General features: G+C 46.0%; 2 protein-coding genes. Both read left to right on the top strand.

Annotated elements, in window-relative coordinates:
* A partial coding sequence (locus GY683_RS01125) for an FxLYD domain-containing protein (RefSeq protein ID WP_297287002.1) occupies positions 1-265 on the top strand: 265 nt, incomplete at its 5' end.
* A gap of 94 nt (positions 266-359) precedes the next feature.
* Complete coding sequence (locus GY683_RS01120; protein ID WP_297287001.1) at positions 360-761, top strand: hypothetical protein; 402 nt, start codon at positions 360-362, stop codon at positions 759-761.
* Positions 762-785 lie beyond the last annotated feature (24 nt).

The following is a 785-nucleotide window of genomic DNA, read 5'->3' as shown; positions in this document are numbered from 1 at the left end:
CTCTTACAGGGAGCGACGGACCAAAAACCAGCTCCACATCACAGGCAAAATTAAGAACAACGGTGCCATTGCCTGGGCCGGCATTGAAATTCAGGCGGAACTTTTTAACAAGGGGCACTATGTTGATGAGTGCCACGAGTCTATCAGAATACTGATGCCCAATGAAGAGGATAATTTTATAATTACCTGCGGCGAATGCGCTGAGGACACAATGCCTGAACATGACAAGATGCAACTCAAAATAGCGGCGGCGCACAGAGACTAAAAGCATATTTGGGTGCTCAGAATAGACAATTGTTGACACCAATGTAGCTTTGCGCTACATTATGCAGCATAATGCATCACAAAGGAGGATTACCATGTCATCTCCCATGAGGTTAAGTTCGGAGCTTGTTGATGCTGCAACCAGAGAAAGCCAGGCACAAAGAAGATCTGTCCCAAAACAAATTGAACATTGGGCGGCTTTGGGCAAAGCGGTTGAGAACATCATCGGCTATGCTGACATAATTGATATATTGAGTGGCCAAAGACGCTTAACGCTATCACCGATAAAATCTGTGACGGCCTCGGCAAAGGATGTTTTTAACGCATTGGAACAGAGTCGAAAAATCGGCGCACTTTCGAAAACAATTACATCGGCAGATGTCTATTACGAAACAAGCCGGAGTCAACCGGGATTCATTGATCAGGTTGACGCTGCCACAGGAGTGCGTAAAACAGGGCAGTTTCGCAACGGTGAGTTCAAGGCCATTGCAAAATGAATGAGCCAAAACAGCTTTGGCTGT

This window comes from Moraxella sp., from assembly GCF_024227015.1.
Classification (GTDB): domain Bacteria; phylum Pseudomonadota; class Gammaproteobacteria; order Pseudomonadales; family Moraxellaceae; genus Moraxella.
Note: the sequence above shows the minus strand (reverse complement) of the source record. Positions and strands in the feature narration are given on the sequence as shown.

Bases quoted from the DNA above. Each gene is read 5' to 3' on its own strand.
- GY683_RS01120 (WP_297287001.1), top strand. From the start codon at position 360: ATGTCATCTCCCATGAGGTTAAGTTCGGAGCTTGTTGATGCTGCAACC.